This is a genomic window from Pseudoalteromonas sp. T1lg21 (genome assembly GCF_002964625.1).
GTDB lineage: Bacteria > Pseudomonadota > Gammaproteobacteria > Enterobacterales > Alteromonadaceae > Pseudoalteromonas > Pseudoalteromonas gelatinilytica.
The window spans coordinates 250,087-270,030 of the sequence record NZ_PQBX01000056.1 but is presented as its reverse complement, the minus strand read 5'-3'; the positions used below and the strand labels follow the sequence as shown (position 1 = coordinate 270,030).

The 19,944-nt window shown below is 43.0% G+C and carries 14 protein-coding genes and 1 pseudogene; 6 read left to right on the top strand and 9 right to left on the bottom strand.

Going from position 1 to position 19,944, the window contains the following annotated elements; genetic code table 11:
• Nucleotides 1–12 precede the first annotated feature (12 nt).
• From C2M25_RS11520 to fucP, 5 genes are all read right to left on the bottom strand, one after another.
• On the bottom strand, nucleotides 13–2,229 hold the full coding sequence (locus C2M25_RS11520; RefSeq protein ID WP_105181154.1) for a tetratricopeptide repeat protein: 2,217 nt from the start codon (nucleotides 2,227–2,229) through the stop codon (nucleotides 13–15).
• Between the two features lie 4 nt (nucleotides 2,230–2,233).
• Nucleotides 2,234–2,989 (bottom strand): substrate-binding periplasmic protein, encoded by a 756-nt coding sequence (locus C2M25_RS11515; RefSeq protein WP_105181153.1) that lies wholly within the window; start codon nucleotides 2,987–2,989, stop codon nucleotides 2,234–2,236.
• A gap of 84 nt (nucleotides 2,990–3,073) precedes the next feature.
• Nucleotides 3,074–3,454 carry a hypothetical protein gene (locus tag C2M25_RS11510; protein WP_105174704.1) on the bottom strand — a complete coding sequence of 127 codons (381 nt, stop codon included), beginning with the start codon at nucleotides 3,452–3,454 and terminating at the stop codon, nucleotides 3,074–3,076.
• Nucleotides 3,454–3,825, bottom strand: a complete 372-nt coding sequence (locus tag C2M25_RS11505) for a hypothetical protein (protein WP_370626045.1) — start codon at nucleotides 3,823–3,825, stop codon at nucleotides 3,454–3,456. The genes C2M25_RS11510 and C2M25_RS11505 overlap by 1 nt, the downstream gene beginning before the upstream one ends.
• A 59-nt stretch (nucleotides 3,826–3,884) precedes the next feature.
• Nucleotides 3,885–5,174 (bottom strand): L-fucose:H+ symporter permease, encoded by a 1,290-nt coding sequence (gene fucP, locus C2M25_RS11500; RefSeq protein WP_105181152.1) that lies wholly within the window; start codon nucleotides 5,172–5,174, stop codon nucleotides 3,885–3,887.
• A 155-nt stretch (nucleotides 5,175–5,329) separates the two neighbouring features.
• On the opposite strand from fucP, the gene C2M25_RS11495 reads away from it, so the two are divergent.
• The gene (locus tag C2M25_RS11495) at nucleotides 5,330–6,460 is read left to right on the top strand and encodes an ROK family transcriptional regulator (protein ID WP_105181151.1); all 1,131 of its coding nucleotides are present in this window, start codon (nucleotides 5,330–5,332) and stop codon (nucleotides 6,458–6,460) included.
• A gap of 33 nt (nucleotides 6,461–6,493) precedes the next feature.
• Here the strand turns inward: C2M25_RS11495 and C2M25_RS11490 are convergent.
• Nucleotides 6,494–8,532 (bottom strand): annotated as a pseudogene (locus tag C2M25_RS11490) (prolyl oligopeptidase family serine peptidase).
• A 141-nt stretch (nucleotides 8,533–8,673) separates the two neighbouring features.
• A complete protein-coding gene (locus C2M25_RS11485) occupies nucleotides 8,674–9,906 on the bottom strand; it encodes a TMEM143 family protein (protein ID WP_105181150.1) in 1,233 nt (410 codons plus the stop codon).
• A 236-nt stretch (nucleotides 9,907–10,142) separates the two neighbouring features.
• Here C2M25_RS11485 and C2M25_RS11480 point away from each other — a divergent pair, with 236 nt between their 5' ends.
• From C2M25_RS11480 to C2M25_RS11470, 3 genes are all read left to right on the top strand, one after another.
• Complete coding sequence (locus tag C2M25_RS11480) at nucleotides 10,143–11,051, top strand: GGDEF domain-containing protein (protein WP_063700374.1); 909 nt, start codon at nucleotides 10,143–10,145, stop codon at nucleotides 11,049–11,051.
• Between the two features lie 59 nt (nucleotides 11,052–11,110).
• The gene (locus C2M25_RS11475; RefSeq protein WP_063700373.1) at nucleotides 11,111–11,695 is read left to right on the top strand and encodes a YqaA family protein; all 585 of its coding nucleotides are present in this window, start codon (nucleotides 11,111–11,113) and stop codon (nucleotides 11,693–11,695) included.
• Nucleotides 11,696–11,789: 94 nt separating this feature from the next.
• Complete coding sequence (locus tag C2M25_RS11470) at nucleotides 11,790–13,376, top strand: L-lactate permease (protein ID WP_105181149.1); 1,587 nt, start codon at nucleotides 11,790–11,792, stop codon at nucleotides 13,374–13,376.
• Nucleotides 13,377–13,433: 57 nt separating this feature from the next.
• On the opposite strand, the gene C2M25_RS11465 is transcribed toward C2M25_RS11470, so the two are convergent.
• Complete coding sequence (locus tag C2M25_RS11465) at nucleotides 13,434–15,374, bottom strand: phytase (RefSeq protein ID WP_063700370.1); 1,941 nt, start codon at nucleotides 15,372–15,374, stop codon at nucleotides 13,434–13,436.
• Nucleotides 15,375–15,432: 58 nt separating this feature from the next.
• Nucleotides 15,433–17,733, bottom strand: a complete 2,301-nt coding sequence (locus C2M25_RS11460) for a TonB-dependent receptor plug domain-containing protein (RefSeq protein ID WP_105181148.1) — start codon at nucleotides 17,731–17,733, stop codon at nucleotides 15,433–15,435.
• A gap of 284 nt (nucleotides 17,734–18,017) precedes the next feature.
• Here C2M25_RS11460 and C2M25_RS11455 point away from each other — a divergent pair, with 284 nt between their 5' ends.
• Together C2M25_RS11455 and C2M25_RS11450 are read left to right on the top strand one after the other, a co-directional pair.
• Nucleotides 18,018–18,935, top strand: coding sequence for a GGDEF domain-containing protein (locus C2M25_RS11455; protein ID WP_063700366.1), 918 nt, complete (start codon nucleotides 18,018–18,020; stop codon nucleotides 18,933–18,935).
• Nucleotides 18,919–19,917, top strand: coding sequence for an AraC family transcriptional regulator (locus C2M25_RS11450; protein WP_063700365.1), 999 nt, complete (start codon nucleotides 18,919–18,921; stop codon nucleotides 19,915–19,917). Before C2M25_RS11455 ends, C2M25_RS11450 begins: the two co-directional genes overlap by 17 nt.
• Nucleotides 19,918–19,944 lie beyond the last annotated feature (27 nt).

The following is a 19,944-nucleotide window of genomic DNA, read 5'->3' as shown; positions in this document are numbered from 1 at the left end:
TCGTGGTGCTAATTAAACCTGTTGTTCACTAATAAGCGGTAAGCAAATGAGGATCTTAACGCCACCTAGCTCACTATGCTCAGCTTTAATAGTGCCTTTGTGTGTTTCAATCAGGCTTTTACAAATTGCAAGCCCAAGGCCTGAGCCGCCTGTTTGACGGCTGCGCGACTTATCAACGCGGTATAAACGTTCGAATATTTCAACTAACTGATTATCGGTAACGCCGGGTGGGGTATCTTCAATACTAAAAGTAATACTCTGCTCTGAGGCCGTTGCTATAAATTTAATTTTGCCGGGTTTATCAGTATAAAAAGTACTGTTTGATAAAAGGTTCGTCAGTACTTGCTTAATTTTATCGATATCCCATGTCACTTTGATATCAGCAGCAACGCGAATGTTACTGGTAAATTCAAAACCTTTGTTTTCTACAAAAGCAGTAAAGTCTTGCTGCCAAAGGGATAGTACATCAGCAAGTAAATAGGGTTTTAAGTTCAGGTATAGGCTATCTGAATCTGCTTGTGCTAGTTGATGGATATCACGGATCAGTACATTGATATCGGTAAGTTTTCGATTAATGGCATCGTAAGAGGCATCTATGTCTTTGGCGATATTGTATTGCAATGCTTCAACTTGCAATTGCAGTGCAGTGAGTGGCGTGCGAATTTCATGAGATACATCGGCTAGTAAGCGGTTTTTTTTATCAACGACTTCTTGGAGTAGCTGGGCTCGCTCGCTGGCAAGTTTACGCTTTTTAAATGAGCGGTAACCAAAGCCAGATATCAATAAAATCACGCAGCTTAGGCCCAATAACGACGCTTTAAATTGCCATTCACTTTCGCTTAGTTGGGCCGCTTGAATTTGCTTTTCAGCACTCAATTGGTTGATTTCTTGCTGATTTCGCATAAAAGCTACTTGGCTTTGCATCGCGGCCACGGTTAAGTCGTGCTGATTTTTACCGGTACTATCTTCAAGGGTTTGATAGCGGTTTTGCGATTCAAATGCTTGTTTATACAGTTGTAAAGCAAGGTAAGAGTCAGTGAGTAACTTATTTAAGCTAATTTGATCTTCAACATCTTGTAGCTCATCAGCCTGTTTTAAAGCCTGCTCCGCGGTCTTAATTGCTTCAGCGTGATCATCAAGGGCTTGATTGATACGTGTTTGAGTGATCCCTAAAGAGACTAAATGGGAGCGAAAATTATAGTCAGTAGCGATTGCCAAAGCGCGGTTGATATAGGCTTGCGCTTCACTGATGTTGCCTTGCTTTAAAGCAATTAATGCCATTAAATTATATGAGCGACATAGCCCAGTGTTTGAAGATGATTGCTGATAATAGCTAATCGACTTTTCTGCGTAGTCTGTGGCTGTAGCTAGTTCACCTTGTTTTAGTGCAGCGTAGCCGACCTTCATGGCACTATTACCGATGTCGACTTTAGAGCCAATTTCTAAATCTAACACGTGAGACATTTTAAAGTGCTTTAACGATTGAGCACTGTCGCCCATACGGCGGTAAACTTCGCCAATTTCGTAAAGCGAATCGGCTATGCCTTTTTTGTCATCAAGCTTTTGATGCAAAGAAAATGATTGAGTTAAACTTGCGAGCGCCGCATTGTGATCGCCAATAATGGCTTCGATTATTCCTAGATTTAGTAATGCCGATGCATACGATTTGTCATCATCAAATTCATGTAAGATATTAACAGACTTTTGTGCCTCATTAAGGGCGGCTATGTATTTATCTTGCCAGCGTAAAATGGCTGCTAATCGCTCATAAGACTGAGCAATCAGCACTGAATCTTTTATCTGTTTGGCAATAGCTAATGCATCTCGGTAGTGCTGCTCTGCTGTTAGAAAGTTACTTTTTCTACCTTGTGCGTAGCCCTGAATAAGCATTGCTCGTACTGTGATAGCCTGATTACTTTGCTTTTGTCCGTACTCCAGCAGCTGCTCTGCATAGCTCAGTGCTTGGTCATAATCACCACTGCTGACATTCATAAATGCCAGCGATTCAAGCGCTTCTTGTATGATGTTAGACTCATTGACAAGGGTTGAGTCGTTAGTTAACTGCTCAAATATTTCAGTGGCTTGGTTTGGGTTACTGTTACGTAACGATTGTGCTTCGTTTAGCTTTTCTAATGCTTGTTCAGAAGTTATTGCAAAGGCGCTGAGCGATAAACAGCTAAGTGCACAAGCCAAAGCTAAGCTTTTGTAAAATAATGGAGTATTTTTCATTTTTTTATTTGGGTAAAGGCAACTGCCATTTTTGTAAAATTGCTTGGTATTGACCACTTTGCTTCAACGCTTCAATCGCGTTACTTAATTGCACAGCGAGTTGTTTATCTAAATTAAGATTTGCAGCTAAATAAAGACCTGAAGGAAAGTCATCTAAGTGAAGGCTTTTATGAATGTCACTCGGATCAACCCCAGATAATGCCAGTTCGTTTTGCAAGGTTAGGGTGTTGGTCAGTACAAAGTCGATGCGCTCTTTTTCAAGCAATTGCCAAAGTTGATGGTAATGACTGACTAGCACCAAGTTTTTATCTTCATTAAATCCAGCTTGCTTCAAATAATGCTCACTTGAATAGCCTCGAATAGTCGCGACACGGTATTGCTGAGCTTGCTTCAAGCTAATTATTTTGTGGCTTTTGCTGGTAAGGTCAACAAGGTAAGCGTCCGAAAAATAGGTTTGTGCTAACCACTGAAAGCGGTTTTCGCGAGCTGAGTTTTTTAGTAGCGAAATCATTAACATGTTTGGGTTGTTTTCGAGCTCATGAAAAGCCCGCGCCATAGGCATAATTGCGAATTCGCTAGGGATGTTTGCGTGTGTTAAGGCGGCTTTTACTACTTCAACAAGTGCACCATCGGCTTCGCCTTGTTGGTTTTTAAAATGGTAAGGAGGTAGATCTTCAGCGATAAAGGTCAGTGTTTTCGCCGCCGCTGCACAACTGATGAAACAAAGCAGGGTAGCAATCAGTAATGAGCGAAACAGCATAAAGATCCTTTATCCTTAAACAAGTAATTAACATACTAAAGAATCTTAATGAAAAGGTATAGGTTTTTAATTGGCAAGTCAGATTTAGTTGCTTTTTTTACTGCGGGGTGCCCCTAGCAAGATACCTATATGGCAAACACAGACAGATAGAAAAGCACTCAAGCCCAATGCACCGCCATAGCCATGCAAGCGCGGCACAAGGTATTCAAATAACAAAGCAAACAATATTGAAGCAATGGCTAATGTAAAAATGCCAAAGCGTTTTGGTGCACTCATGCCAATGAAAGTCCCCCCAAAAAACGCCACGCTGTAAAGTTCTACATCAACAGGGAGTAGGCTTAAAATCGCAAATGCAATGATGCTGGTGGCGGCTGAGGCGCGAATGCCATCAAAGCGATTATGATGCGCTAAAAAGTAAGTAGAGTAGGCGCCTAGTAAAGCGGTAATAGCAATAAACAAATCCATTAAAAGACTCCTTTTGCAAGCATGTAAAGCGCCACACTGGCAAAAGCAACGCTACCAAGACGACCACCAAAACCTGCAAATAGATTCATAGTTAATACGTAAAGGCTGGCACCAATTAAAGAGATAAAGCTCAGCTCCCAGTAGCTGTTGATTAAACTCGATGAGCACATACCAGCAAAGCTGCCAGCGTAAATGGCTGCATAAGGGTGGTTACCAAAACGAGCGGGAAAAGGAATAAATGTGCCAACTAATCCGGTAACAGCGGCAGATAATACAAGGGCAACATGGGCTTGATCATGAAGTAAAAAACAGGCAAAACAGCCAGCAGAAAAGGCCAAAAACTTGACCATGAAAAACGTAATATGTGCCATTAATTGACGATACACCTCGCTTAAGTAGGTAAACGAGGTGCATTATCTCATTGATGCGTTTAGTCCTGCAACTGCGCGCTGGCGGGTATTGCTGCTACTTTGGTATGGTGGCCATATAAAGCAACAATTAAAAAGCAAACCAGAGGTACAACAAACGAAACCGCAGTGTTAAAAGCATCTATGGTTGCAGCTTGGATCAGAGGTAAAAATGCGCCCCCTAAAATTGCCATTACTAAACCTGCCGCGCCCACTTTTGCATCTTCGCCGAGGCCTTCAAGTGCTGTGCCGTAAATGGTTGGAAACATCAAAGATAGACAGCTTGAAATAGCAACAAGTGCGACTACGCCCACTAAATTAACTTGGGTGGTAACAATAAAACAAAGCATGGCTGCAACTAAAGCCATAAAACGCAGTAATTTAGCGCCGCTAATAAAGCGCATTAGCCAAGTCATAATGAAACGAGATACTAAAAACACCAGCATAGAATATTGTAAGACTTGGCCGCCGGTGACTTCTGTAGTGTTAAGTGCTTCCATGGTGTAGCCAATGGTGAAGGTCCATACACAGGTTTGGGCGCCAACATTAAAAAACTGTGCCAGCACGCCAAATCGGTAGTGCTTATTTTGATACAAATGTTGAAAGGTCTTTTTAAGTTTACGCGGCTGCGTGGCGGCTTTTGTTACAGCGGCAGGAGAGCGGCTAAAAAAGATGCATAGCCATAGTAAGATTAAGCAACAGGCCATACCCACATACGGCACCATCACAGCATCGAGTTCTGCACTCACAACGGTTTTTAGTTGCGCTTCACTCATCAGGGCACGGCTTGCGCTATCAGCTTGATTTAAGTTCGGTAAAATCAACGTTGCCGCTAAAAACACACCAATATTAGTACCAACAGGGTTAAAAGCTTGTGCTAGGTTAAGTCTACGGGTGGCTGTTTGCTCGCATCCTAACTGCATGACATAGGGGTTGGCAGAGGTTTCTAAAATAGACAAGCCACCTGCAAGAATAAACAGGGCCAATAAAAAGTGGCTATAGAGCATGGTTTGGCTAGCAGGGTAAAACAATAACGCACCACAGGCGGCCATGGCTAAACCCACTAACAGCCCCGTTTTATAATTAAACCGTCTATTGATCATGGCTGCCGGTAAAGCTAAGCAAAAATATGCGCCGTAGTAACTAAACTGCACCAGTGCTGATTGCAACGCACTCATCGAAAATGTTTTGCTAAAAACTTTCACTAATGGGTCTGTCATATTCGCCGCAGTACCCCAAGCAGCAAAGCAAATTGTAAGCAGAATAAAAGGCCAAAGCATTTGGCGCGATACAATAGCGGACTGTGTTTGCATAGTTCACCAGATTAATGTGTTCATATTGTTGTGGCCGACAGTATTCACGACTATAAATAATAAATCAACCTAGTTGATTTATTATTTTGACTGGTAGATAGTACGCCAAAAAGGTCTAATAGGCCGCTAATCAAGCTTGTATCAAGAAGGATGTTATGAAGAGCAGTTTATCGCGAGCACCAAGAAGCAATAACGAGCGCGCAATCTTAAGTTTAATTAGGCAACAGCAAAGCATGCCTAAAGCACAAATAGCGAAAGCGTTAGCCTTGTCTGCTCAGGCGGCAACAGTGAATATCAACAAGCTCGAAGAAGATAAGCTATTGCTTCGTGATGCACCTGTTAAAGGCCGAGTAGGGCAACCTAGTGTGCCATTTAGGCTAAATCCTGATGGCGCATTTAGTTTTGGTTTGAAAATTGGGCGACGACGCTTCGACCTGATACTCGTTGACTTACAAAGCACGCAAACAGCATCTGTATCTGTTGAGGTGAACGAGGCATCGGTTGATGAGCTTAAATCATTCTTAGAAACATATATCCCAAAATTAATCAGTCAATTAGAACCTGAACTGCGCTCATATGTGTGTGGGCTTGGGGTCGCTATGCCGTTTGATATTTGGCAATGGCAAGCAGCTTCAGACTCAGCAACAAATACTCTTAGCCAGTGGCAAAACTTCGACTTAAAAGGTTACTTAGAAAGCCAGTTCCAGTTACCTGTTTATATTAGTAACGACAATAACGCAGCCTGTTGTGCAGAATTAAGCCTTGGTAACCCTAATAACTACAGCGATTTTTTGTATGTTTATTTGGGGGCTTTTTTAGGCGGCGCTGTAGTGATTAATCACCAGCTTCTCGAAGGTAAAAGTGGTAATGCGGGTGCTATAGGCTCAATGCTAAATGCTGATCGGGAGCAGTTACTTAGCCAATGTTCATTACTATCACTGCAAAGCGAGCTTGATAAGCAGCAACTTGGTATTTCTGTGTACGAGCTAACAGACAGTCAGTTTACAGAGCATAAACGACTCGTTCAGCCTTGGCTTGAAAAAGCCGCTGAGGCTATCAGTATTGCCATGCATAACAGTTTAAGTTTATTAGATATGCAAGCGGTGATTATTGATTCGCCACTACCGAGTAAAGCGCTTGAACAGCTCAAGCAGTTATCAATTGCAGCATTTGCACGTTTAGATAGTCGTGGATTACGTAGCTGTGAAGTGAGTTTAGGCGTGTGCGGGGAAAAAGCGCAGTCGATAGGATCTGCTCAACTTGCGCTTAGTCATCATTACTTTTAAGCAGGAGTGAGTGCCTCACTCCTGCTTAATTCATTACTTCTGATATTGCTTGAACCACGCAAGCGTGTATTCAATTTTCGAAATCATACGTGATGGACGACCCGCAATACCATGTGGTGAGCCCGGTACGCGAATAAGTACGGTATCGACCTTTTGCAGTTTTAATGCTTGATAGAACTGCTCTGATTCTGAAATCGGCGTACGGCGGTCTTCTTCACCTGTCATGATCAATGATGGCGTGGTTACGTTACCCACTAATGAAAGCGGCGAACGTTTCCAGTAGTGCTCAACATTATCCCATGGCATACCAGGGAACTGGTTACGAATTTGACCAATGTAGCTGTCGGCAGTTAGTGTTTTACTTAACCAGTTGATCACCGGCTTGGTAATTGCTGCAGCGTTGAAGCGGTTTGTTAAACCAACCGCATAAGCCGTTGCAATACCACCTGCTGAACCACCAGCAATAAACAAGTTATCTTTATCGATAAAGCCTTTAGCAATCATCGCATCAACCGCTGAGTTATGATCAGCAAAGTCTTCTTCAGAGCTGTATTTACCATCTAGCAGTAATGCAAAGTCTTTACCGTAACTTGTTGAACCACGGTAATTCACATACACAACCACATAACCTTCGGTTGCATAACGTTGTAATTCAGCAGTAAAGCTTGGGCCATAGGCAAGATGTGGGCCACCGTGAATTTCAACCATTAATGGGTATTGCTTGTTTTCATCAAAATCAGGCGGCGTGATGTACCAACCTTGAATGGCTTGGCCGTCAAACTGCGACTTAACATTCAGCTCGTGCACTTTACCAAGCTTTTTATGGCCTAACACATCTTCGTTTAATGAAGTCAGTGTTTTACTTTTACCCTTGTATAAGTAGCCTAAATCAGCTGGGCGGTATTCACTGCCTGTGGTGTAAGCAATCGCGCCATTATTGGCCATGCTAAAACTACCACTGATATACGGGCGACCAATAGAAGTGCCCGACACGGTATCAGTTAAATCAGTGACCTTACCGCGGCTTGTTACTTTAGCGAGCTTACGCTTACCAAAATCATCGTATTGAATAACAAAGTCGCCATCGCCTGACCATTTATAATCAGCCACAGAGCGGTCTAGCTTTTCAGTAATATGCTTGACTGATTTGTTATCTAGATCAAGTAACGACAAGGTTGAGTTGATATAAGGCACAGGGGCGTTATCACGAGCAATGAAGGCAAGTTCATCACCGTCTTTAGCGTAATGCGGGTTACTTTCTCTACCTGGTAAATCAGTTAGTTGCGTAAGCTCACCTGATTTTACATTGATTTCATAAAGATCAGACTCTGTTGTACGGTACTCCCAATCAGTATTGCGATCAGCAGAGAAAGCAAGCTTGCTATTGTTCGCGTTCCAAGCCAGTGGGCCATAGTGCTGGAAATCACCTGAGGTTAGCTGACGCGGCGTGCCACCCGAAACGGGGATAACGAAAACGTGACGATATGAAGGTTCTAAGAACCTGCACCATCAGCTTGATAACGCGCTTTCTCAATAACCTTAACAGGTTTTGACCACTCAGCACCTTTTGGTTTTTTTGGCAGCTTTACAGATTTTGCGAACGCAGATTTACCTTCAGGAATACTCATCGTAAACGCAATTTGCTCTGAGTCATTCGACCACGTTAAGTTGCCGACTGATTTTGGTAGTTGCGTTAAAAGTGCTTGTTTGTCTTGCGCTAACCAATAAACGTGAAGCTGATTTGAGCCGCTTGAGTTGCTGGTAAAGGCAATTTTTTGGCTATCTGGAGACCAGGTTGGTTGACTGTAGTTATGCTCATCAGAAAACAGTGGCGTGTGTTGACCAGACTTTAAATCGTACAGCCAAAAGCTACGTTTGTTGCCATCTTTCATGATGTCGTAGCCGCTGCGAACATAAACGATTTTTTTACCGTCTGGGCTTATTTGTGGGTCGCCTGCGTATTCAAGTTGAAAAATATCTTCAGAGACAAACTTGTCGCTAGCATATACCTGAGCAGTCGTTGCTGCGCACAGCAAACTAGCTCCAATAAGGATTGTTTTTTTTAATTGCATGGAATGGTCTTTTTTTAGCCGTAAAATTTTATCCTAAAAGCAGACCATTTACTGCGCAAGCACATTGAGACCAAAATGCCGTAACGAGAGTTAAATTGACTCAAACTCGATTTATGCTTGCTAGTACCTGATTTTAAAGGCTTAGGCAAACTTAAAATAGTCATCCCAACGACTATCTAAGCGCTGTTTGGCCTTAGCTAAATCAACCGCCGAATAAAGATCATTTTGCTGATTAACTAGCTCAAGCTTGATGAGTTTGTCTAAAGCATCATCAATTTCAAAGTCGAGCTGGCAATTATGTTGCTCGTTAAACCACTGTTCAATTTGACTATCTAATTGCTGTGCAGTCATCGCAGACTCGCTTTTTAGTAAAAAGGTGTAGGCGAGCAGCGCCTCTTTTACATCTTCTTCTTCAGCTGCGTCGACTAGGGTATGAAAAACCCCCGCATTGTTATCGAGGTTTTTAAAATATAAGTTGTCGGCCAGTGCTTTCATAAAACGAATTTTACGGTTTTTAAACTTGCTCCATTCTTTAAAAATAAAGCTGCCAAACACTCCCATGCCAATTGCAAAGGTAATAAAGTGCTGCTGACTCATATGCACTTCTTCACTGCGCCAACCACCCCAAAAGGCAATCATGGCAATCAGGAGTAAAATTGACGCACCTAATTTTGTTACCAACACCACAGCACCACCAATCAGTGCTGATGAACCAATAATCAGTTTATCTATTGGACGCATTTTTACTTCGCTATTCGGAAACAGCATTTCTAAATCGGCTTTTGGCACATTCTGGAATAATTTGACGATGGTTGAGTTTGGCTCAAAGCCCACTGGCATTTTGCCTTTTTCTAAAAAGTACTGCTCGTCTTTAAAGCGGATGAATATGGCAACACGATCATAGTTAGTAAATTGAATCTGCTTTTTCTTGAGGCCCCAAAAGCTGCGAAGCGTCTCTGTTTTTTGCGATTCGCCGCGACGGTAAAAGACCACTTCTGCAAAGTCATCAAACTCAACGGCTAAACGCACTTTAAATAAAGACTCTTCATTGAGCGCATCTTGTAAGTCTTGATTGGTAATGGTTTCAAAATTGGCAGCATTGAGTACGGTGGCAAAATCTTTTGCGAAGGCTGACTGGTAGCTGGCACGTTGCTCGTTAGTAATCGGTGATAGAGTGCGGGTGTCGCTATTTGGGTCAAATGGCGCATAGTTGTTTTTTAATGACTCCAGCAGCTCGTGATATTGATAATGGGTCACGCTTTGCAAAAGTGTAGCAAACTCCAAAAACGAACCTGATTGCGGTTCACCTAAATAGGCTTGGCAAAGGTTGATGATGTCGTGTTTTCGAAATGGAATAAATCGTGCGTCGCTCATTAATTCTTGCTGTGTCATTTAAATTGTCAGCGATGATAAAAAAAACACAGCAGAATTGCGACCGTTAGTGGCAAATAGCATGAACTTAGACTTTTTTACTGACTAAAACGGCTTATTTTTAGACTTTTTACTCCAGTAAAAACGCTGGTTTTTGCCCTTTAAAGCGGCTTTATCATGCACTTTTAAATTTGCTTTGCTAATGTTTAAGTCATTGCAGTATGTTGTCGTGATTAGTTATGAATAAACAGTCTTCTCCTCCAGAAATAAAGGCTGAGTTAAACTCAGTGCCACTCATAATAAAGCAGTTCTTTATTAGTTTTTTTATTGTCTTTTTGTTGCTGATAGTGATCACCTATCTGTATTACTTTAATCGACTCGAAAATGATATCTACTTAAATGGTGTGCTAAGTGATGCCATCAATTTGCTTATTTTGATTTGTATTTTTGCCTTTGTGCAAACCTCAGTGGTTGCTAAGCGCAGTTACTTATTTTTAAGTGTGGGTATCTTCCTTTGGAGCGTTGGGCTGACTTTTGATTTTTTAGACGAGCTGGTATTTCAACCAATTTGGGTTGGTATTTATATCGAAGATATTACCCGCACCTTAGGGATGCTAGTAACGGGGTTTGGTCTTTATCTTGCCCTGACTGATTTAGCGAAAACCCGCGAGCAGCTTGAAGAAGAGCTAAAAACAGATGTATTAACAAAGGCGTACAACCGTCGTTATTTTTATCATTATGTGCAGCAAAACCAAGATAAGCCGCACAGTATAGTGATTGCAGATATTGATCACTTTAAAGCGATTAATGATGAATATGGCCATGATGTTGGCGATCAGGTATTGATAGATTTTGTATATCAATGTCATCAAGCGTTAGATGAAAGCATTCTATTTGCGCGAATTGGTGGTGAAGAGTTTGCACTGTATGTTGCCACCGACGACGCTGATAAGTTACGTGCTACCTGTGAGCAACTGCTAAGCCTTGCCAATAATGTGATGGTGACACCGAGTAAAACGCTCAGCGTGAGTGTTGGTTCGGCGATAAAACGCGCCACAGAGACATTTAGCAACACCATGAAACGTGCCGACCAAGCGCTTTATTTGGCAAAAAACCAAGGCCGTAGCCGTTATATTCATAAACCGTAAGGGACGGTTAAGGGTTTTTGTTGTAACCTATATCGCAACAAAAATCCAAGGGATGAATAATGGCAATTGCTAAAAAGATAAAGCAAAAAACACGGCAGTTTATCGACTCTAAACATATGCTTAAATCGATTACGGTGGCATCATTTTTAGAGTCAACCATCGTGCCCATCCCCCTTGAAGCTGTGCTTATACCGTTAATGCAAGCACGCCGCGAAAAGCTCTGGTTAATTGCATTAATGGCGACCATTGGCTGTATTATCGGTGCTATTTTTGGCTATGCCCTCGGCTATTATCTGTTTGATGTAGTGGGGGACTGGGTGATTAATACCTTCTCGAACCCTGAGCAATTCGAGCAAGTTAAACAAAACATGCAAGCACAAGGCTTTTGGTTTGTATTGACGCTCGGTATTGTGCCCATTCCATTTCAAATTGCCATGCTGGCCGCTGGGGCAACTAAGTATTCAATTTTTCTCTTTTTGCTGGCTACGGTCATTGCTCGCTCAATTCGGTACTTTGCCCTTGCTGCCGTTGTTTATTACGCGGGTAATCAGGCTGAGCGAATTATTCAAAAGCACAAAACCAAAGCCTTAGTGGCTATTTCTGTGTTAGTACTGCTTCTTTGGTGGCTCAGTACACTCATTTAATACACTCATTTAACAAATAAAAAATACTGATTATGGTTATCCTGTCTATACTTTGAATTAAGGAAAGCGCTTAATAAAAACAACAGGATGACCCATGAATACCCTAGTGGCTGCACTACCTATTTTGGTGCTGATCTGGATGATGGTAAAACGCAGCCCCATCGCTTCTTATATTGCCTTACCCATAACAGCGCTACTCGCAGCCTTATTGCAACTGTTTTACTTTGAAGCTGATTTAAGGCTGTTGCTTGCTAATTCGTTTGCTGGTGTGTTGTCAGTCATGACCCCCATTTCGATTATTGCTGGGGCTATTTTACTTAACCGCATGTTGGCAATATCAGGGGCCGAAACCACGATTAAACACTGGCTCGAATCTATTAGCAGTAATCAGGTTGCGCAATTGATGATCATAGGTTGGGCATTTGCATTTATGCTCGAAGGCGCATCGGGCTTTGGCACGCCAGCGGCTATTGCTGCGCCTATTTTAGTCGGGCTTGGTTTCTCGCCTTTTAAAGTGATTGTTTTCACTCTTATTTTAAACTCAATTCCCGTTTCTTTTGGGGCTGTTGGCACACCAACATGGTTTGGTTTTTCGGCGCTACAGTTAGATGACCAGCAAGTGCTGGCTATCTCAAAATGGACGGCACTGTGCCATGTTATTGCTGCTTTGGTTATTCCTATGATTGCGCTGTGTCTTGTGCTGCCACTAAAAAAGGTGCGTCAAAATAGCGTATTCATTTATCTAAGCGTGTTTTCATGTGTCTTGCCTTATTGGTTGTTTGCTCAGTGGAACTATGAGTTTCCATCACTGATTGGTGGTGCAGTGGGGCTATTAGTCACTATTTATTTGGCAAGCCGGGGAGTGGGTTTAGATAAATCAGCTGCAAATACACAAAGCTCGAAAAACAAGGCTGAGTTCACACCTAAAACGCTGTTTGTAGCGTTATTCCCGCTATTACTCTTGATTGTTGTGCTGGTCATAACCCGTATTCATCAGCTGGGTATTAAAGCACTGCTTAACGACGAAACGCTCTGGCTGAGTGTCAATTTGGGCTTTGCGCAATTTGAATTAAGTAAAGCGCTGATCTTATCTTTACATGAGATATTCGGCACCTCAGTGGGGTGGTCATATAAAACCTTGTTTGTTCCAGCGCTGATCCCGTTTGTATTGGTGGTGTTGATCTGCGTGCCGTTACTTAATATGAGTAAGCCACAAGTAAAGAAAATGTGCTCAGACACCTTAGGCCGTATTGCTATGCCATGTATTGCTTTAATCGGTGCATTGGTGATGGTGAATGTTTTAATGCAAGGCGGCCATAATGCGCCCATATTTTATATGGCGAGTACCTTTGCTGATTTAAGCGGTGAGCACTGGGTGTTATTTGCCTCGTACTTGGGGGCACTCGGCACTTTCTTTTCAGGCTCGGCAACGGTGTCTAATCTTACCTTTGGCGGTATTCAATATGGTATTGCAGAGCAAGTGGGCTTATCAGAAACTTTAGTGCTTGCGTTGCAATCAACGGGAGCGGCGATGGGTAATATGATCTGCATTAGCAATATTATTGCTGTAGCCAGTATTGTTGGAGTGAATAATCAAGAAGGGCCCGTGCTTAAGAAAACCTTTTTGCCGATGCTGATTTACGGTGCAATTGTAGGATGTTTTAGTTATCTATTTTACTGATTAAATATGTGCAGATAAAAAGGTGCCCAGGTAAACCGAGCACCTTTACGGAGTAATTTATTGAATGGCTTTTTTTACTTCGCGCCAGTCAATAATCTTAAAGTTTTGCGGTGCTTGTGGCATACGGTTGTAACCATCTTGCACAATTAGCACCCCTTCAGGGTAGCCCGGTAGTGCAGCCGGCGTTACCGTTAGGCCATCGGTTTCTGATACGCCATCTATTGCTAACTCTAGGTTATTACTGATTGCAAACTTACCCGCAAACTCAAGGCTAGGGGTATTGCCATCAATAATTTTATAAAGCACATAGCTGTAATCACCTTGGCTAGAAACCACTAAATATCGAGCATCTTTTGCGTGGTAGATTTCCATGCCTTCTACATCATCAACGAGCATATCGTTCACGGTTTGTAGCATTACAGGTTTATTTCCTGCTGTTGGCTCAGCGCCAATAAACCAAATACCTTCGTCTTCTTCACCTAAAAATAGCTGTGCGCTTTTATCATCGGCACTACAACCTTCTGGTTGGCTAGGAACACTAAATTCGCGTACTAGCTGTGCTGATACGCTCTCATTATCACCAGTTAGTTTGTATTGCTGAAACAGGCCTGATTTATCATTCATAAACACATAGTTGCCTGTATTTGATGAATACATACACATACCGTAAATTTCGTTTAAAGTCGTTGGTAACTCAGCAAGATATTGCACTTGATTGTGAGTATCGACACTGTAAACACTGATACTGTTATGAGTACGATTACTTGCGGTGATCCACGTATTGCTTGCGTTGTTGATACTTGCATGTTGGCGCACATCAACATTATTTAAACGGCCTGTTTCTAGCGCTTGTAGCTCTTTGCCTGCAAGGTCATACACCATTAAACCGCGGCGTTTGTCGGTACCTAAGATCAAGCTTTTTGCTGCATTGTGAGGGTTTACCCAAATAGCAGGGTCATCGGCAGCATCACCAAAAGCACGTACCGCATCGCTTTGCGCTTGTGCATTGATATAAGTAACAGCCGCTGTTTTAGCGCTATTTTGCTGCTTGGCTTGTGCTTTAATTTGCCCCTCGATTTGACCTTTTAGGTAATGACCTGATTCATCATCGTATAGCACAATATCAGCTTGATTATTGTTAAAGCGCACTGCGGCAGATTCAATTGCTAGTTCTCCTGCAAATTGCCAGCTACTAAAACGCTTTGTGTTATTTTCGTAGCGATGTAATTGGTTATCTTCAGAGGTGGTAAACCATAAGCTGCCATCATTTGTTGTGCTTAAGCCGCCAACTTCAGGTGCTAAGCTGCCAAATGGCGACATCATAGCAAGGGGCTTTTTATCAGCGCGCGATTCAGCGTCGGCGTTAATTTGCCAAATACCCACTTCGCCTTCGCTTAGGTAAAGGGTTTTACTGTTATCATCAACCGCACAGCCCGATGTTTCACTCACACCGGCAAACTCGCGTAATTCAAGGTTTAACGCGCGCTTATTTGCCATATCAAACACCAGTGTTTCGCGGATAAGACCACGAGCGTCTGCCACAAATGCCGACACAGCCTGAGTGGTCGGGTTGGCAAATAAGCACACTGCCTCAGGCTTTGCTTTTGGTGGGCTAATACGGCTAATTTCAGTTAACTGCCATTTAGCTGCTTTTTGTAAGCTAAAAATCACCGCTTGGTCGGCTTCGTTGTCGATGCTAGCAACAAGGTAACTGTTTTTGTTGATAGCCTTAACAGATAACGCTTCGAAGTTACCTTTTTGTAATGCGTGCTGTTTACCTGTGGCATCAATAAGTTGCAGACCTTGGCTTTGTGAGCTTAAGAGCCAAGCGTCATCAGCAAGGGCTGCTGCTTGTGAGCCTTGCATATTTTCAGTTGTGCCAAAGGCTGTTAATTGGTTTTTACTTGGTGCCTCGGTTGCCGTTGTTTGGCTACACGCTGCTAGGGTGCTTAGTATCACTGCACTGGCAACAAGATTAAGTGGTTTTTTAAAATTCATGGGATCCCCAAATATACAACAAGGCAGCAATTCGCTGCCTTAATAACTCTTTTGTGTATTAAAACGCGTAGCGCAGCATTAACTGAATAACAGGGCCTGCTTCTTCAGACTCTAATTCATACTCGTCAAAGTCGCGGTTGATTTGGTCATCAACCGTGTCGAACTTGTTAAAGGTTTCGTCTTTACTTGCATCTAATAGGTTTGAGCCCACTAAACGAAGCGTGACGTCTTGCCAGCGTTTTTCTACGAATACTTCAAGGTCCGCGCCATAGTGTGTGGTCACTTCTTCACCCACGATACGGCCATAGGCATCACCTTGTTTACGGTAAGTTGCACCGAACGAAGCGCCTAAATCAGGTAGGTCTTGAATAAAACCCACGTTAAACACATAGTCAGATTGGTCGTTGAATTTACGACTACCGAAAGTGTCATCTACTTCTGAATCAAGCCATGAGTAGTTAAAGAATACCCCGGTGTTTGGCATGCTAATGGCGCTTAGCGGCGTTGATAAATCAAGCTCGATACCTTTTACATTGCCATCACCGGTGTTACGCGGTTGCAAAATGTAAGTACCATCACCTTCTGAGCCTTGTTGGCCTGTATTAGCTATTTCGATAAGGTCAGTGACATCACGGTAGAACACGTTGAGTCCTACTACGCCGCTTTTACCTAAGCGATACTCATAGCCTAAGTCCATACCCCACGATGATTCTGGTTGTAAGTCTGGGTTACCTAAAAAGTCGTTATCGCCTAATTCTTTTTCAAGTAGAGCTGGGGTGATGTAATCAAAATCAGGGCGACGTAAGCTACGTGCAACCGAGGCACTAACACGGCCATTTTCAGAGACGTTGTAGCGTAAATGTGCCGATGGTAAGAAGAAGTCATAATCGCTTTTAGCGCTCACACCTTCTACTTTGTCAGTAATGGTTGAATCAGTTGTTTCGTAGCGCACACCTAACTCCCACGAGAAGTCTTGGTCTTCGTGCTTCACTAGTGCAAATACATCTAGGCGGTCTTCTTCGAGTTTATTTACGCCACCGGCGGCTGCTTCAAACTCGTTGTTAAAGCCTGCCAGTGACATTGGTGTTTGGTTAAACTGATCCCAGCTTGTAAAGCTTTGTTCGCTTTCACCTTCGGCTTGATAAACCGCAGTATCGCGCTCTTTACCTTGTACAAAGGCACCGAATTGAATCGTTTTGTTCTCGCCTGCAAATAAGCTATGTTGCCATTGTAATGACCATTCTTTGTCATCAAGGTCTACAGTTTCTTCTTCTTCCTCAAACACCATAGGTAGCTCAGAGGTATCAATTTCTACTTCTTGCTCGTAAACAGACTCTTCAAAGCTTGCAAAACCAAGCTTGAATTTACTGGTGCCACCAAAAAGGGGTAACTCATAACCCGAGTTGATGTTGTAGTTGGTTTGATCAATGTAAGACACATTGGCGTTGTCGGTTTCAAGATTACCGCCTTCAACAATTGAGTTATTGATTGCTGTTGGGTCGTCATATTCAAATGAACGCTCATCTTCAGTACGGTCGGTATCGACCCAAATTGCGCTGATATCAAACTTGCTGCCATTATCAAAAGCAATTTCGTAGCTGGCATTTAGTGAGGTGTCGTCACCATCGCGGGTGTCTGTTTGATCTTCACGGTTATCGAATTCTTCGGTTTTGTAATTGGCGTTATTCTCTGGGCTGTCGCCATAGCGTAGGCTTGATTTTTGTTTTGGGTTATAACGGCCTTGTAAGTTAGCGCCAAGTAATAAACGGCCGCCAGCAAACTCAGTGCCGTAAACACCGGCAAAGCTTTCTTTTAATTCGCCATCATCATAACGCAGGCCACCCGCACGAAGGTAACCACCATCTAGGCTGTAACCGTCACGCAATACAATGTTTAGCGTACCGGCAATGGCATCGGCAGAGCGGTTTGCACTTGAAGCACGAATAATTTCTACACGCTCAATTAGCTCTGCAGGAATACGGTCAACAAAGAATGAGCGGTCTGCGCCTGCACCTGGTACTTCTTCACCGTTAATAAGAACCTTTGTGTAAGCCGGGCTTAAGCCACGCATACGCGCGCCATCAGACTCTAAAACATCCGATAAAAACGTCACACTCGGTACGCGTTTTAATGCATCACCAGCAGTAAGTGGTTCAAAACGTTGAAAGTACTCTTGTGAGTATTCAAGCGTCGGTGCCAGCTCTTGTGAGCGGTTGCGATAACCAATCTCGCCATAGACGACAAGCTCTTCAGAGACTTTTACTTTTTTCTCATCGCTGTTTTGTTCGTCTTGTGCGTATGCGGCAAATTGGCATAAGGCGAGGGCGCTTACTAACGCCTTCGTTTTAAATTGTTTCATGGGGTTGCTCCTGGTTGTCCTTGGTTTGACGAGCAAAGTACGCAGCTTAAATGACGCAAATGTGACAGAAAATCGCTAACAGCCAGTAAAAACAAGTGATTAGCGGGTTTTAAAAGTACTTTTGAGCTGCAATAACCCCATCTTTTTAAGGTAAATACAGTGCTTAGGAGGTTTAACAAGGTATGACTGTCGTTTTGCTGTCACATCATTGAGCTAATATGACCCTGCTGCTTTAAACGCTAACGAGTTAGCATGGCAGCGTGAATAATAGTTAGGTACTGAGAATGCGATATAACCCTTTTACTCATCATCGATTTTTAACCAATGCAGTTATTGCTCTGTTTGTAATTGCGTTTTTGCTAAGCGCGCAAGCAGGAGAATTAAAGTCTCTTGCTGATATCGCATGGTTAGATATTTTAGGTGAGGGGGGCATTGTGCTAATGACCCTTACTTGGATAGCTGCGCTACTTATTTCGAGGCCACCCGGCAAAGTCACCAGCTTTTTAGTGCTTGGGCTTGGGCTTTTTATGTTTTCAGCTTCCCTTGATTTATTTGATGAGTGGTTACATCAACCAACTAACACATGGCTTACTTGGATTGAATCATTGCCTGCGCCGATAGGCATGATTTTCACAAGCCTTGGGCTGTATCAATGGCACCAAGAGCAATACGTACTGAATAGGCAACTAAAACGTCGTGAAGCCCAGCATCGTGAGCATGAATTAGTGTGTTCAATAACAGGACTTTACAAGGCTGATTACTTACAAGCAGTGCTAAAAGAGCAGTTAAGTGAGCCACAGCCGTTGCAACTGGCCGCCATTGATATTCGCGGTTTTGCTGATTTTAACGCTGAATTTGGTTTTATCGAAGGCGACCGCTTACTCCGTGAAGTGAGCGAGCTTTTGTTGATGAATTGCCGCCTTAGCGATGTGGTGTGCCGCTATGCAGGAGACTGCTTTATGGTGCTAATGCCAAACACCAGCGCAGTACAAGCGAAAGAGCTGGTGGCGCAAATTACCTCGGCGCTGAGCCATTGTGCATTTAAGGTCGAAGGCGAAAAACACGCTAAGTTTCAAGATGTAACAGCGGCCTTAGTGGGCAGTATGCAAGGCGATACACCACACAGTTTAAGCTCGCGTTTACACGCTAAGTTACAACAACAAAAACAACAAAGAGTCAGCCATTGTGAAGCCGTATCTTAATCAAGATGACAAATACCTCACCGCACAGGGCCTGATCACCACGCTGGTGGAGCTGGCTTTAAGCCGCGGCATTGCACTGCATAAGTTACTCAGAGGCACTGGGGTGTTTGAGCAAGACTTAATGAGTGTGCAGCATCAGTTTAGTATTTCGCAGCAAGTACGCTTATTGACGCAGTTTAAGCAGTTGATGAAATCTGCCGACAGCGGCTTTTTATTAGGCAGTCAGCTGGCGAACGATACCTCTGTTGCTGCTCAAGGCGTGCTACATGCAGCGCACATCGGCCAAGCTTTAAAGCAGTTACACAATTTGCGCATGCAACTAGCTCCTTTGTTATTTAGTTATAGTTATGTACATAACGAGCAGTATTACATTGTGCTGCAAAATGCAGTGGGCTTGGATGATGAAATAAGCCAGTACGTTATGGAAATTTACAGCGCTGCGTTTTATCAAGTTATTAAAAAAGTGGCGGGTGAGCGAGTCCCTTGTCAGTTTGAGTTTGCCTATAAACGCGCCAGACATAGCCAAGAATACGAGCAGCATTTGGGCCTTAAAGTCGTTTTTGAAAAACCTATAACCCGCTGGGTATTAAATAAACACGCGCTTAGGCTGACTAACCCCGCGTTTAGTAGTTTTAGGTTCTCACAAATTAACTCGCAACTAGCGGCATTAAATTCTGCAAATAGCACTTTTGTGGAAGCCGTAAGCCGATTAATTTATCAAAATCCGGCGTTAAATTTAGACCAAGTCGCCAGCCAATTTGCCATGAGCCCTGCAACTTTCAAGCGCAAACTAAAAGCCCATGGCGTGCGGTTTTCTACCTTGTATGATGAGCAAAGTAAGCGCAAAGCGATTTACTTACTTGCCATGCGCGAGCAATGCAATGAGCAAGTCGCCATGCGCTTATCATTTTATGATATTGCTAATTTCAGACGAGCATTCAAACGCTGGACAGGGCTTACGCCAAGTCAATTAAAGGGGTAAGAGAGCCCACTCTTATTGCTAAGAGCG